Consider the following 12,876-nt stretch of genomic DNA (forward strand, 5'->3'; position numbering starts at 1 on the left):
GCGGTCAGCCGCACGTGTCGTAGCCGCGAGGAGGTGAGGGACGAATGAGTTCCAGTTCTAGTCCGGACCGATATCCGGGCCATGTTTCGTCCCGATCCGGCCTCCGGCGCGCCGCTCGTAGCTGAGCCAAAGCGCGTCGCCCCCATCGGACGGACATCCAAAACCCGTTATGCCCGTTTGACTTTCCGCTTAGGAGGCGACCATGACCGCTGCACTCTACGACGAAGTTGTAACGGCAACGCCCGCCCCGCGGCTCAGGGCAGTGCCTGCCCCCAAGCCGACGGCAGTGCCGGCGTCGAAGCACACCTCCAGGCGGCGTGACCACCAGCCGACCGGAGGCGACCCGTTGGTCGACGGTGCTGCCCGGCTGCTGTGCGTTCCGTTGCGTCAGCTCTACGCCGCGCTGTGGCGCGCGGGCGTATTGGAGGTTGGCGCCTAGTTTTCCAAGCTGTCGCTCCCGGCCTATGGGGTGCCCCACCCAAGGGGCGGGCCGGGAGCGCCGTCATGTCTGGGCCGCGATGAGAGCGGACAACCCGTCCCGATAGGCGGCCAGGCTGTGGCGCCAGGCGATGTCGATGGCGCCGCCGCTGTCGATGGAGATTCCGGCGCCGACGTGCGCGTAGGGCGCCGGAGGAACGAGCGGGACTATGTCGAGGAAGTTGACCACCCGATAACAGCTTTCGATCGTGGCATTGAACGCATTGACGAAGTCGGTCAATCCGACCCGGGGGCCGGCGAACGTGATGAGCCGCGGTTCGATGCTGTTGGGCGGCATGTTGCGAAAGATGTCCGGCGCCGCGAGCACGGCCAGCGCCGCACCGAGGCTGTGCCCGGTGACCAGGATCTGGTCACAGTCGGCAGTCGCGGTGGCCAAGTTCGCGGCGATGTTGGCGCGAACCGTCTCGTAGACATCCTGGAAACCGTCGTGCACCTGACCGAACCCGCCGATCGGCCGGTAGTTCTCGGGGACGGCGTCGATGTCGGCCAACCAGTCCGCGAGGTCCGAGGTGCCGCGAAACGACACGAACGCGATGCGACTGGCCTTGTTGCGGCCCATCAGCCCGAAGATGTTGGTGTCCTTGGTCATCGCCATCACGGCCGGGTCGGGATTGATCATCGCGGTCAGCACCGCGTCGCTGGCCTGGATCAGACTGGTCTGCGCGAACCCCGGTGGCAGCGCCGGTTTTCCGCCGCCCATCACGGTGTAAGCCGCCTCCGCGAGCGGCAGCACCACGTCGCGAGCGAACGAGGCATCGAACGCCACAGCCGCAGTCTAGGAGGTTCGCGGAATTGCGCAGTAGCGTTTACCCATGGCGACTGACCTGACGTTATATCTCGACGACGACCCGGGCGAGCTTGCCCGGCTCGGCGACGTGCTGGGCAAGGCAGGCGTGAACATTTCCGGTCTGTGCGCTGTCACCAGCGGCGGGGGACAGGCCAAGATCCACATCCTGGTGCAGGACGCCACGCCCGCATTTGAAGCGCTGCAGCACGCCGGCATCGAGATCGCCGAGGAGCAAGAGGTGATCGTGCTCGACGTGGAAGACCGGCCCGGCGCGCTCGGCGAGGTCGTGCACAAATTGGGCGCCGCGCAAGTCAACCTCGAGACCGTCTACCTCGCGACCAACACCCGGTTGGTGCTCGCCGCCGACAACCTTGCGAACGCCAAGGAGGCGCTGGGCTAGAATCTCGACAGCGGCGTCGATCCGGCCATCACCGGGGAGCCTTCGGAAGAACGGCCCATCAGGCTCAGTAGAACCGAACGGGTAGGCCCGTCACAGCCGTTATCGAGCGGTCGCGCGTAAGCGTGGCAAGCGGGGTGGTACCGCGGCGCTCGCGCTACCGGCGCGTCGTCGTCCCCGGCCAGAAGTTGGCACAGGGAGACGACGTTTTGACTTACCCGAAGTTGGCCGGCGGGGCACCGGACTTCCCGACACTGGAACTCGAGGTCCTCGACTATTGGGCCGCCGACGACACCTTCCGCGCCAGCATCGCTCGCCGCGCCGACGCCGAAGAATACGTCTTCTACGACGGCCCTCCCTTCGCCAACGGCTTGCCGCACTACGGTCATCTGCTCACCGGCTACGTCAAAGACATCGTGCCGCGGTATCGGACGATGCGCGGCTACAAGGTGGAGCGCCGCTTCGGCTGGGACACCCATGGGCTGCCCGCCGAACTCGAGGTCGAACACCAGCTCGGCATTACCGACAAGTCGCAGATCGACGCCATGGGCATCGCCGCGTTCAACGAGGCCTGCCGTCAATCGGTGTTGCGCTACACCGACGAATGGCAGGCGTATGTGACCCGCCAGGCCCGCTGGGTCGACTTCGACAACGACTACAAGACGCTCGATCTGCCCTACATGGAGTCGGTGATCTGGGCGTTCAAACAGTTGTGGGACAAGGGCTTGGCGTACGAGGGCTACCGGGTGCTGCCGTACTGCTGGCGGGACGAGACGCCGCTGTCCAACCACGAGCTGCGGATGGACGACGACATCTACCAAAGCCGGCAGGACCCGGCGATCACGGTCGGATTCCAGGTTCCGGATGGCGATCTGGCCGGCGCGTACCTGCTGGTGTGGACGACGACGCCGTGGACACTGCCGTCGAACCAGGCGGTCGCGGTCAACCCGGACGTCACCTACGTGCAGGTGCGCTTCGGTGATCGCCGGGTGGTGCTCGCCGAAGAGCGACTGGCCGCCTACGCGCGAGAGCTCGGCGACGAGCCCGAGGAGCTGGGCCGCTACCGGGGAGCCGATCTGCTGGGGATGCGGTATCTGCCGCCGTTTCCGTACTTCATGGACTCTCCCAACGCTTTTCGGGTGCTGGCGGGTGACTTCGTGACCACCGAGGACGGCACCGGCATCGTGCACCTGGCGCCGGCTTACGGCGAGGACGACAAGGACGCCGGCGATGCGGCCGGCATCGTGGCGGTGACGCCCGTCGACGCCAAGGGCCGCTTCGACGCCACCGTTCCGGACTACCAGGGCCAGCACGTCTTCGACGCCAACCCGCACATCATTCGCGACCTGAAGAACGGCACCGGACCCGCCGCCGCCAACGGCGCGGTACTGCTGCGCCACGAAACCTACGAGCACCCTTACCCGCACTGCTGGCGCTGCCGCAACCCGTTGATCTACCGCGCGGTGTCGTCGTGGTTCGTCAAGGTCACCGAATTCCGCGATCGCATGGTCGAACTCAACCAGGAGATCACCTGGTACCCCGAGCACGTCAAGGACGGCCAGTTCGGCAAGTGGCTGCAGGGCGCCCGCGACTGGTCGATCTCCCGAAACCGCTACTGGGGCACCCCGATTCCGGTGTGGGTCTCCGACGACCCGGCCTATCCGCGGATCGACGTCTACGGCAGCCTGGACGAATTGGAGCGCGACTTCGGTGTGCGCCCGGACAACCTGCACCGGCCGTACGTGGACGAGCTCACCCGGCCCAACCCCGACGACCCCACCGGGCGTTCGACGATGCGGCGCATCCCCGACATTCTCGACGTGTGGTTCGACTCCGGCTCCATGCCGTACGCGCAGGTGCATTACCCGTTCGAGAACGCCGATTGGTTCGACAGCCACTATCCGGGCGACTTCATCGTGGAATACCTCGCGCAGACTCGCGGGTGGTTCTACACCCTGCATGTGCTGGCCACTGCGCTGTTCGACCGACCCGCGTTCAAAACCTGTGTGGCACATGGCGTGGTGCTGGGCTCCGACGGCCAGAAGATGAGCAAGTCGCTGCGCAACTATCCCGATGTGTCGGAGGTGTTCGACCGGGACGGGTCGGATGCCATGCGCTGGTTCCTGATGGCTTCACCGATCCTGCGCGGCGGCAACCTCATCGTCACCGAGCAGGGCATCCGCGACGGTGTACGCCAGGTGCTGCTGCCGTTCTGGAATGCGTACAGCTTCCTGGCGTTGTACGCGCCGAAAGTCGGTACTTGGCGCACCGATTCGCCGCATGTGCTGGACCGCTACATCTTGGCCAAGCTGGCGGCGCTGCGCGACGACCTGACCGCCGAGATGGATGTGTGCGACATTTCCGGTGCCTGCGAGCAGCTGCGCCAGTTCACCGAGGCGCTGACGAATTGGTATGTGCGACGCTCACGCCAACGGTTCTGGGAGGAAAACGCCGACGCGATCGACACCCTGCACACCGTGCTTGAAGTGACTGCGAGGCTGGCAGCGCCGCTGCTGCCGTTGACCACCGAGATCATTTGGCGCGGTATCACCGGCGAGCGCTCGGTGCATCTGACCGATTGGCCTTCTTCCGGTGACGTGCCGGCCGATACCGAGCTGGTGGCGGCGATGGATCAGGTCCGCGAGGTCTGCTCCGTCGCGTCGTCGTTGCGCAAGGCGAAGAAACTGCGGGTGCGCCTCCCGTTGCCGAAACTAACCGTGGCCGTGGAGAATCCGCAGCAACTGGAGCCGTTCACCGACCTCATCGCCGACGAGCTCAACATCAAACAGGTCGAACTCACCGACGACATCGCCCGTTACGGCCGTTTCGAGCTGACGGTCAACGCCCGCGTCGCCGGGCCGCGGCTCGGCAAGGACGTCCAGGCGGCCATCCAGGCCGTCAAGGCCGGCGAGGGCGTCGTCAACGACGACGGCACGCTGACCGCGGGCCCGGCCGTACTGCAGCCCGAGGAGTACAGCTCAAGACTGGTGGCCGCCGACCCGGAATACACCGCCGCGCTGCCCGACGGCGCCGGCCTGGTGGTGCTGGATGCCACCGTCACACCCGAGTTGGAGGCCGAGGGCTGGGCCAAGGACCGCATCCGTGAGCTGCAGGAGCTGCGCAAGTCGACCGGGCTGGAGGTGTCGGATCGGATCAGCGTGGTGATGTCTGTGCCCGCCGAGCGGGCCGACTGGGCGCAGACCCATCGCGACCTGATCGCCGGCGAAATCCTCGCTACCAGCTTCGAATTCGGCGAGCCGGCCGACGGTGCGGAAATCGGTGACGGCGTCCGGGTTGCGATCGCGAAAGCTTGACGCTTCCTCGCGGCTAGAGGTTGCGCAGCGCACGGCGTGCGTGCGGCCAAAACGGCATGCCGGCCAGGACGGTCGCGCCCGCGGCGATGAGGCCGACTGCGACATCGACGCTCTCGCGTCCCTCGGCCTTCCAGTACACGTCCTCGAGGTCGAGCAGCAAGGCCAGCTCGTCGATGATCATCGCGTTGGCTGCGCCGAAGGCTACCGCCGCGGCAGGGTGACGCCGTTGAGTTTCGGATCCGCGAAGACCCACCGCGCCGACGGCCGACAGCAACGCGATTCCGATGTTGTAGTGGTGAAAATGCCTGCTGCCCAGCTTTATCCCGCCGCCCGTCGGGCCATGCCCGGCGTGGATCCAGTGGGTCAGCGCCCTGAGCCCCGTGAAAGTGACGGTAAATGCCGCCCAAGCCAGGACGGCCGCGCGTTCGTCGGACTCGAGTCGTTGCAGCCACTCCTGGCGCAGCCGCGACCATCGCGTCGACCCGTTGCGGCTCATCAGCCGGCCTTGACCGCCCGCCACCGCAGCCTGCCGGTCTTGGCGTCGACATGCACATCGCCGAACCCCGCCGCGCGCAACCGATCCGGAAGCGCATCCGGCGATACCGGGTTGCAGGTGTCGCGGAAATGCAAGATCCGGAACGGAATCGACGACGCGCTGTCGCTGCCGGCGAACACTCCGCCGGGCCGCAGCACCCGAAAGGCCTCGGCGAACAGCCGGTCCTGCAGGGCCGCGGTCGGGATGTGGTGCAGCATCGTGAAACACACCACGGCACTGAACTGCTCGGCGGGCAGACCGGTGTCGGTGCCGTCGCCGTTGATGATGCGTGCCCGGTCGCCGAACTGGCCCTGCAGCCGCTTGGCCATCGCCTGATCGATCTCGACGGCGGTGTAGTGCGGCGCCTTGTCGATCAGCACCCGGATGTTGGCGCCGTACCCCGGCCCGATCTCGAGCACGTTGTCACCGAGGTCTACGTCGGCGAGCACCCATGGCAACAGCCCGTCCTCGACAGCCTTGAAGTAGTGCTCGGAGCTGCAAAACACGCGGTGACACAGATTCATCGCCATGGATTGAGACGCTAGCGCAATAGCATCGGTGATTGTGGACTCCCGCTGGGTGCTGCACCTCGACATGGACGCGTTCTTCGCGTCCGTCGAGCAACTCACCCGGCCCACCCTGCGGGGCCGGCCCGTGCTGGTCGGCGGGTTGGGCGGCCGCGGTGTGGTCGCCGGCGCGAGCTACGAGTCACGGGTATTCGGCGCCCGATCGGCGATGCCGATGCACCAGGCACGTCGACTGGTCGGGGTCACGGCGGTGGTGTTGCCGCCGCGCGGTGTGGTCTACGGGGTGGCCAGCCGCCGGGTCTTCGACACCGTGCGCGAGCTGGTTCCCGTCGTCGAACAGCTCTCCCACGACGAGGCATTCGGAGAACCGCCCGAGCTGGCCGGCGCATCGGCGACCGCCGTCGAGCGGTTCTGCGAGGACTTGCGGCGACGGGTGCGCGAGGAGACCGGGCTGGTGGCCTCGGTGGGCGCCGGCTCGGGCAAGCAGATCGCCAAGATCGCCTCCGGTCTGGCCAAACCCGATGGTGTACGGGTCATCCGGCGCGCCGACGAAAAGGCTCTGCTGGGCGGCCTTGCGGTGCGCCGGCTTTGGGGAATCGGGCCGGTCGCCGAGGAGAAGCTGCATCGGCTGGGCATCGAGACGATCGGGCAGTTGGCCGCGCTGAGCGATGCCGAGGTGGCCAGCATCCTGGGCGCGACGATCGGGCCGGCGTTGCACCGGCTGGCCCGCGGCATCGACGACCGGCCGGTTGCCGAACGCGCCGAAGCCAAGCAGATCAGCGCAGAGTCCACCTTTGCGACGGACTTGACCACGCTCGCGGAGCTGCGCGAGGCGGTTGGCCCGATTGCCGAGCACGCCCACACCCGGCTCTGCCGCGACGGCCGCGGCGCCCGCACTGTCACCGTGAAGCTGAAGAAGTCCGACATGAGCACGCTGACCCGCTCGGCGACGCTGCCGTATGCGACCACCGACGCCGCCGCGCTGGCTGCGCTGGCCCGCCGCCTGCTCCTGGATCCGCAACAGGTGGGTCCGATTCGCCTGCTGGGCGTTGGGTTTTCGGGTTTGAGCGAGGTGCGCCAGGAGTCGCTGTTTCCCGACCTGGAGTTGTCCGCCCAGACATCGGAGGCCGATCACGCCGCAGACATCCCGGTCGAGGCGGAGACCGCGACGTGGCGGATCGGCGACGACGTCACGCACCGCGAATTCGGTCACGGCTGGGTGCAGGGCGCCGGGCACGGCGTGGTCACGGTGCGATTCGAGACCCGCAGCTCGGGGCCAGGCCCGGCCCGCACGTTCGCCTCCGACTCCGCCGACCTCGTCCCCGCGAACCCGGTCGACAGCCTGGACTGGCCGGATTATGTCGCGGCGCTGGCGGAATACAACTCAACGCAGGCGGTCGACGACGTCGCGCACCGGTAGCTGCGCCGCCAACGCCGCCATCACCGCCACCCGAACCTGACTCGGCGGCAGCCCGGATACCATCAACGCGCCCGCGTCGACCAGTTCGCGGCCCGGCCCATACCGCGGGCCGACCCGACCGCCCGCCACGCGGGTGGACACCGCGACCACAACCCCGTTGCCGCAATGCCGACGCACTCCGTCGACCACCGCGGCCCCAGCGTTGCCCGAACCCAGCGCCTCGAGCACGATCCCGCGGGCGCCGGCAGTCACACAGGCGTCCATCGCCACTGCGTCACTTCCCGGATACACCGCGACGATGTCGACCCGCGGGGCGCTTGCCGCGGTGAGTTCGCCGAGGTAGGGCCGGCGTTTGGGCTGGGTGATCCCGTCGTCGACGGTGCCGAGCAGCTCGCCGGCGAAACCGTCCTGCGTGGCGACCTTGTGCAGCCCTGCGGGCCGCAACACCCGACCGCCTAAACACACCAGGACCCCGACGTCGCGGGCGGAAGGACTGGACGCCACCGAAAGCGCGTCGCGCACATTGCCCGGACCGTCGGCGTCGGAGGCGTCGGCGCTGCGCAACGCACCGGTGAGCACTACCGGAGTGGGACCGGCGTGGGTGAGATCCAGCCACAACGCCGTTTCCTCGAGGGTGTCGGTGCCATGCGTGACCACGATCCCCTCGGCGCCGTCATTCGCCGCGGTCCGCGCCGCCGCGCCGATCACATCCCAGTCGGCCGGGGTCAGCTGCGAGCTGTCCAGGGCCAGGACATCGACGACGTCGACGTCCAGGCCGGCTGTCAGCTCGGCGCCGCCGCGGGTCGGCCGGTGCACCCCGTCGGCGGCGGCCCTGCTGGCGATCGTCCCACCGGTGGCGATGACGGTCAGGCGGCTCATGGTGCGATCATCCCGCATATACATGTAGTGGATGATGTAGGAGTGACTGACCAACCGACCGGATCCGCCGAGCCGGCGACCGAGGCCGGCGGGGCCGAAGCTCCCACCCCGCCGCGGCGGCTGCGCCTGCTGCTCTGGGTGGCGGCGGTGGTGTTGGTGCTGGACATCGTCACCAAGGTGCTCGCGGTCAAACTGCTCGCCCCCGGCCAGCCGGTGTCGATCATCGGTGACACCGTCACCTGGACGCTGGTCCGCAACTCCGGGGCGGCGTTTTCGATGGCGACCGGCTATACCTGGCTGCTGACGGTGATCGCGACCGGTGTCGTCATCGGGATTTTCTGGATGGGACGCCGCCTGGTGTCGCCGTGGTGGGCCATCGGCCTCGGGATGATTCTGGGCGGTGCGATGGGCAATCTGGTCGACCGGTTCTTCCGCTCGCCGGGCCCGCTGCGCGGGCATGTCGTCGACTTCTTGTCGATCGGTTGGTGGCCGGTGTTCAACGTCGCCGATCCGTCGGTGGTCGGTGGTGCGATCCTGCTGGTCACGCTGTCGGTCTTCGGCTTCGACTTCGACACCGTCGGGCGGCGGAAGCTCGACGAGCGCTGATGCGCGCCGGCGACGATGCAGTGGGGCCCCGCGAAGCTGGGGACGAAGCGATGAGGAGGAGCGGCGCTTTTTGAGCCACCGGTCGATGCCGGTTCCGGAGGGCCTGGCGGGCATGCGCGTGGACGCCGGGCTGGCGCGGTTGCTGGGCCTGTCGCGCACCGCCGCCGCGGCGCTGGCCGAAGATGGCGGCGTCGAGTTGGACGGCGTGCCGGCGGGCAAATCGGATCGCCTGCGTCCCGGGGCCTTGCTGCACGTGCGGCTGCCCGAGGCGCCCGCGCCGTTGGAGAACACTCCCGTCGAGATCGAGGGGATGACGATCCTGTACTCCGACGACGACATCGTCGCCGTCGATAAACCTGCCGGGGTCGCCGCTCATGCATCGGTGGGCTGGACGGGGCCGACCGTGCTGGGCGGGCTGGCCGCCGCGGGTTACCGGATCACCACGTCGGGTGTGCATGAACGGCAGGGCATTGTGCATCGCCTTGACGTCGGGACTTCGGGCGTGATGATGGTGGCGATCTCCGAGCGGGCGTACACCGTGCTCAAGCGGGCGTTCAAGCAGCGCACGGTCGACAAGCGCTACCACGCGCTGGTGCAGGGGCACCCGGATCCCTCCAGCGGCACCATCGACGCGCCGATCGGCCGCCACCGCGGCCACGACTGGAAGTTCGCGGTCACCACCAGCGGCCGCCACAGCCTCACCCACTACGACACCATCGAAGCCTTCGTGGCAGCCAGCCTGCTCGACGTGCATCTGGAAACCGGTCGCACGCACCAGATCCGGGTGCACTTCGCTGCGCTGCACCATCCCTGCTGCGGTGACCTGACCTACGGCGCCAACCCGAAGCTGGCGAAAAGGCTTGGCCTAGAACGGCAATGGCTACACGCGCGGTCGCTGGCATTCACTCATCCCGGCGATGGCCGGCGGATGCAGATCGTCAGCCCGTATCCGCCGGACCTGCAGCACGCGCTTGACGTGTTGCGCGCGGAGGGCTGATCTCAGACGCCGGCGGTGGCGTAATCCGATGCGATGTCGGCGGCCAGCGGCGCAACCGCACCGAGGATTTCGGCGATCGTCGCTTCGGGCACCCCCGCCGCGCACAGCGAGTCGGTCAGGTGTCCGGCCACCAGGTTGAAGTGATGCATGGTTATCCCGCGGCCTTGGTGTGCCTGTTTCATCGACGGTCCGGAGTAGGGGTGCGGTCCGCCGAGCGCCGCGGCCAGGAATTCGACCTGCTTGCCTTTCAGGCGGTTCATGTTCGTTCCGGCGAAAAAGCCCGACAGCTGGTCATCGTCGAGCACACGGCAATAGAAGTCCTCGACGACGACTTCGAGAGCCTCGTGACCGCCGATCCTGTCGTAGATGCTTGCTGTATTCCGCTTGCGGAAGACCGAGAGCATTCCCATGCTGATAGCGCACCATCTCGCCGTTGCCCGGCAGTTAGAGAGGCGTCACCGAGGGATTACTCGGCGTTACAAGCCGATTGCCACACAATCACCACTCGTGTAGCAGACTGAAGACTCATGAATCTCGATGACCTCGCAAACCTGGTCGGAAAACCGATCGCCGCCGTCTCCAACCTCGTCAACACCCCGAACTCGGCGGGACGCTACCGGCCGTTCTACCTGAGGAATCTGCTCGACGTTGTCCAGGGTCGCACCCTGCGCGACGCCGTCGAGGGCAACACCATCCTCATCACGGGCGGATCGTCGGGTATCGGTGAGGCGACCGCGAAAAAGGTCGCCGCGGCGGGCGGGGAAGTGGTACTGGTCGCCCGCACGCCCGAGAAACTGGAGAAGGTCGCCGACGACATCCGCGCGGAGGGCGGGACCGCCCATTTTTACCCGTGTGACCTGTCCGACATGGATGCCATCGCGCAGATGGCCGACCAGGTGCTGGCCGACCTGGGCGGCGTCGACATCCTGATCAACAACGCCGGCCGCTCGATTCGGCGCTCGCTGGAACTGTCCTACGACCGGATCCACGACTATCAGCGGACCATGCAGCTGAACTACCTGGGCGCGGTCCAGCTCATACTCAAATTCGTTCCCGGCATGCGCGAACGCGGCTTCGGCCAGATCATCAACGTGTCGTCGGCCGGTGTGCAGACCCGCGCGCCGCGCTTCGGCGCCTACATCGCCAGCAAGGCCGCGCTGGACACGTTGTGTGACGCGCTGCAGGCCGAAACCGTCAACGACAACGTGCGATTCACCACCGTGCACATGGCCTTGGTGCGCACGCCGATGATCAGCCCCACCACCATGTACGACAAATTCCCGACGCTCACGCCGGATCAGGCCGCCGGTGTGTTGGCCGACGCGATCGTGCACCGGCCGCGTCGGGTCAGCTCACCTTTCGGGCAATTCGCCGCGGTGGCCGACGCCGTCAACCCGATGGTGATGGACCAGGTCCGCAACCGCGCGTTCAGCATGTTCGATGATTCAGCGGCCGCGCAGGGCAGCGAAACCCCCGAGGACACAACCAAATTCGACAAGCGAAGCGAGACGTTTGTGCGTGCTACCCGCGGAATTCACTGGTGAGACGATCATGAGTCTTCCGAAACCAAACAACCAGGCGACCGTCGTCGTCACCGGAGCCTCCTCCGGCATCGGCACCGAGCTGGCCCGCGGCCTGGCCCGGCGCGGCTACCCGCTGGTGCTGGTCGCCCGCCGGCGCGAACGCCTCGACGAGCTCGCCGGCGAGCTGGGCAACCAGTACTCCGTCGCTGTTGAGGTGATGCCGCTGGACCTCGGCGACAGCGAAGGCCGGACGCAACTGGTGGACCGGCTTCGCAATGAACCGATCGCCGGCCTGTGCAACAGCGCCGGTTTCGGCACCAGCGGGGTCTTCCACACCTTGCCGTCCGAACGCGAGAGCGAACAGGTGACGCTCAACGCGCTGGCGTTGATGGAACTCACTCATGCGGCGCTGCCGGGCATGGTCGAACGCGGCGCCGGGGCGGTGCTGAACGTCGCGTCGATCGCCGGTTTTCAGCCGGTGCCCTACATGGCGGTGTACTCGGCCACCAAGGCGTTCGTGCAGACCTTCTCCGAAGCCGTGCACGAGGAGCTGCACGGCACCGGTGTCTCGGTCACGGTGCTGTGTCCGGGCCCGGTGCCGACAGAATGGGCCGAGATCGCCAACGCCGAGCGTTTCAGTGTCCCGCTTGCGCAAGTGTCGCCGCACGACGTCGCCGAAGCGGCCATTGGCGGGATGCTGGCCGGCAAGCGCAGCGTGGTGCCCGGCGTTGTCCCCAAGGTCGTCAGCACCGCCGGCAGATTCGTGTCGCGCAGCCTGCTGCTGCCCGGGATGCGGATCGGCAACCGATTCCGCGGCGGGCCGAGCCGCTAGCCCATGCGGCCACTCACGCCCCCGCGAGTGTGCGTCCATGGCGGAAAAATCGCCGCATCCGCGCCCTGAGCGCACACTCAAAGCCCACAACGCACACTCGTCCGAAGCTAAGTTTGCGTGATGGCCGCCGTTGACATGACCGCCGACATGCCGATGACCCCGCAGGACATGTGGGACCACGTCTCCGACCTTGCCGACTTGGGCGATTGGCTGGTCATGCATGAGGGCTGGCGCAGCGAGCTACCCGACGAGATCACCGAAGGCACCCAGATCGTGGGCGTGGCGCGTTCCAAGGGCCTGCGCAACCGGGTGACGTGGACGGTGACGAAGTGGGACCCGCCGCATGAGGTTGCGATGTCGGGATCCGGCAAGGGCGGAGCAAAATACGGCGTCCGGCTCACGGTGCGGCCCAAGGACGACGGGTCCGTCCTGGGTTTGCGTCTTGAGCTGGGCGGACGTGCGCTGTTCGGGCCGGTGGGCTCGGCCGCTGCCCGCGCCGTCAAGGGAGACGTGGAGAAGTCGCTCAAGAACTTCGTCGAGCTATACGGATAGCTATACGGA

The 12,876-nt window shown here is 67.3% G+C and carries 14 protein-coding genes; 9 read left to right on the plus strand and 5 right to left on the minus strand.

Going from position 1 to position 12,876, the window contains the following annotated elements:
- The first annotated feature begins 202 nt into the window (after positions 1–202).
- Entirely contained in the window at positions 203–439 is a 237-nt protein-coding gene (locus AWC06_RS22535) for an Rv1535 family protein (RefSeq protein ID WP_085200239.1), read from the plus strand.
- A gap of 63 nt (positions 440–502) precedes the next feature.
- Here AWC06_RS22535 and AWC06_RS22540 read toward each other — a convergent pair whose 3' ends face one another.
- A complete protein-coding gene (locus AWC06_RS22540; RefSeq protein WP_085200240.1) occupies positions 503–1,264 on the minus strand; it encodes a lipase family protein in 762 nt (253 codons plus the stop codon).
- Positions 1,265–1,310: 46 nt separating this feature from the next.
- Between AWC06_RS22540 and AWC06_RS22545 the strand changes: the two genes are divergently transcribed.
- Both AWC06_RS22545 and ileS read left to right on the plus strand, forming a co-directional pair.
- Entirely contained in the window at positions 1,311–1,685 is a 375-nt protein-coding gene (locus AWC06_RS22545; protein ID WP_085200241.1) for an amino acid-binding protein, read from the plus strand.
- A gap of 206 nt (positions 1,686–1,891) precedes the next feature.
- Positions 1,892–4,996: an isoleucine--tRNA ligase gene (gene ileS, locus AWC06_RS22550; protein ID WP_139820209.1), complete on the plus strand. Its 3,105-nt coding sequence runs from the start codon at positions 1,892–1,894 to the stop codon at positions 4,994–4,996.
- A 13-nt stretch (positions 4,997–5,009) separates the two neighbouring features.
- Here the strand turns inward: ileS and AWC06_RS22555 are convergent, their stop codons facing one another.
- Positions 5,010–5,492, minus strand: a complete 483-nt coding sequence (locus tag AWC06_RS22555; protein ID WP_085200293.1) for a hypothetical protein — start codon at positions 5,490–5,492, stop codon at positions 5,010–5,012.
- A complete protein-coding gene (locus tag AWC06_RS22560) occupies positions 5,492–6,061 on the minus strand; it encodes a class I SAM-dependent methyltransferase (protein WP_085200242.1) in 570 nt (189 codons plus the stop codon). The genes AWC06_RS22555 and AWC06_RS22560 overlap by 1 nt, the downstream gene beginning before the upstream one ends.
- A 34-nt stretch (positions 6,062–6,095) precedes the next feature.
- Here AWC06_RS22560 and AWC06_RS22565 point away from each other — a divergent pair, with 34 nt between their 5' ends.
- Positions 6,096–7,478, plus strand: coding sequence for a DNA polymerase IV (locus AWC06_RS22565; RefSeq protein WP_443677344.1), 1,383 nt, complete (start codon positions 6,096–6,098; stop codon positions 7,476–7,478).
- Here the strand turns inward: AWC06_RS22565 and AWC06_RS22570 are convergent.
- Positions 7,443–8,375, minus strand: coding sequence for an asparaginase (locus AWC06_RS22570; protein ID WP_085200294.1), 933 nt, complete (start codon positions 8,373–8,375; stop codon positions 7,443–7,445). The genes AWC06_RS22565 and AWC06_RS22570 overlap by 36 nt on opposite strands.
- A gap of 24 nt (positions 8,376–8,399) precedes the next feature.
- Here AWC06_RS22570 and lspA point away from each other — a divergent pair, with 24 nt between their 5' ends.
- Positions 8,400–8,963 carry a signal peptidase II gene (gene lspA, locus AWC06_RS22575; protein ID WP_085200243.1) on the plus strand — a complete coding sequence of 188 codons (564 nt, stop codon included), beginning with the start codon at positions 8,400–8,402 and terminating at the stop codon, positions 8,961–8,963.
- A 70-nt stretch (positions 8,964–9,033) separates the two neighbouring features.
- Positions 9,034–9,960, plus strand: a complete 927-nt coding sequence (locus AWC06_RS22580) for an RluA family pseudouridine synthase (RefSeq protein WP_139820205.1) — start codon at positions 9,034–9,036, stop codon at positions 9,958–9,960.
- 2 nt (positions 9,961–9,962) lie between these two features.
- Here the strand turns inward: AWC06_RS22580 and AWC06_RS22585 are convergent, their stop codons facing one another.
- Positions 9,963–10,370 (minus strand): group I truncated hemoglobin, encoded by a 408-nt coding sequence (locus AWC06_RS22585; RefSeq protein WP_085200245.1) that lies wholly within the window; start codon positions 10,368–10,370, stop codon positions 9,963–9,965.
- Between the two features lie 117 nt (positions 10,371–10,487).
- Between AWC06_RS22585 and AWC06_RS22590 the strand changes: the two genes are divergently transcribed.
- The 3 genes from AWC06_RS22590 to AWC06_RS22600 all read left to right on the plus strand — a co-directional run bounded on the left by AWC06_RS22590 (position 10,488) and on the right by AWC06_RS22600 (position 12,867).
- The gene (locus tag AWC06_RS22590; RefSeq protein ID WP_085200246.1) at positions 10,488–11,504 is read left to right on the plus strand and encodes an SDR family NAD(P)-dependent oxidoreductase; all 1,017 of its coding nucleotides are present in this window, start codon (positions 10,488–10,490) and stop codon (positions 11,502–11,504) included.
- A gap of 7 nt (positions 11,505–11,511) precedes the next feature.
- The gene (locus AWC06_RS22595; protein ID WP_085200295.1) at positions 11,512–12,315 is read left to right on the plus strand and encodes an SDR family NAD(P)-dependent oxidoreductase; all 804 of its coding nucleotides are present in this window, start codon (positions 11,512–11,514) and stop codon (positions 12,313–12,315) included.
- Between the two features lie 120 nt (positions 12,316–12,435).
- On the plus strand, positions 12,436–12,867 hold the full coding sequence (locus AWC06_RS22600) for a type II toxin-antitoxin system Rv0910 family toxin (protein ID WP_085200247.1): 432 nt from the start codon (positions 12,436–12,438) through the stop codon (positions 12,865–12,867).
- Positions 12,868–12,876 lie beyond the last annotated feature (9 nt).

The sequence above is a fragment of the Mycobacterium fragae genome (assembly GCF_002102185.1).
Lineage (GTDB): Bacteria > Actinomycetota > Actinomycetes > Mycobacteriales > Mycobacteriaceae > Mycobacterium > Mycobacterium fragae.